Below are 637 nucleotides of genomic sequence, written 5' to 3'. Positions count from 1 at the left end.
GCAACCGTCGAGGCCCTCCGGCAGTTCTGGATGCCTATACGCTTCAAGCGCGGTGCGTAGGCCGTCCGCACCAAGTCCGTGGCTCCGTGGGCCTCTCGTACCGTTTACGGTAGGTTTGAAAGGTATGCCGTTCTCGTCGGAAATGAAGTTGGACAATATAGTGGGCGTTCACTATTCCGCTGTTGGACAATCTCACTTTTCGAGCGTCTTGGACATTGTGATCGGTTCCTTGCGGTTTTCTATCAATGCTTTCACCCGGAACGAAACTAATAATCTTCCAACAGCAAAGAAGCTTCTCGGCTTAATCAAACCTTTGTTCTTCCGTGAGGAAGGAAAGGGGGCTGTGGCGGAGATAGGCTTTTGCTACCGACCCAAAGAAATCCGGATTGAGAACTACAAGTCCAAGTACCAAGCGCTCAAAGCGTTTCTAGTCGAAAACGGTATTGAAACCGCACAAGCAGTTTGACAGCTCGAAATTGAGGATTGGACTAAAATGCGTTTTCAGCTGTCCAATTATCACCGTCCTTAACCTCGAACGGGGGCGTGATGCTTCTGGCGATGGCCGAGCGGCGTCTCGGTTTGGCCAACAATCTGGCCCGGGTGTTCCCGGATCGGCGCGATCCGACGCGGGTCGTGC

Annotated in this window: 1 protein-coding gene; it reads left to right on the top strand. The window is 52.7% G+C overall.

Going from position 1 to position 637, the window contains the following annotated elements; genetic code table 11:
- The first annotated feature begins 148 nt into the window (after positions 1-148).
- On the top strand, positions 149-466 hold the full coding sequence (locus tag QJT78_RS51925; RefSeq protein ID WP_281460922.1) for a hypothetical protein: 318 nt from the start codon (positions 149-151) through the stop codon (positions 464-466).
- Positions 467-637 lie beyond the last annotated feature (171 nt).

Origin of the sequence: Bradyrhizobium sp. Mp27 (assembly GCF_029953005.1) — a bacterium.
In the GTDB taxonomy this organism is placed as follows: domain Bacteria; phylum Pseudomonadota; class Alphaproteobacteria; order Rhizobiales; family Xanthobacteraceae; genus Bradyrhizobium; species Bradyrhizobium barranii.
Note: the sequence above shows the minus strand (reverse complement) of the source record. Positions and strands in the feature narration are given on the sequence as shown.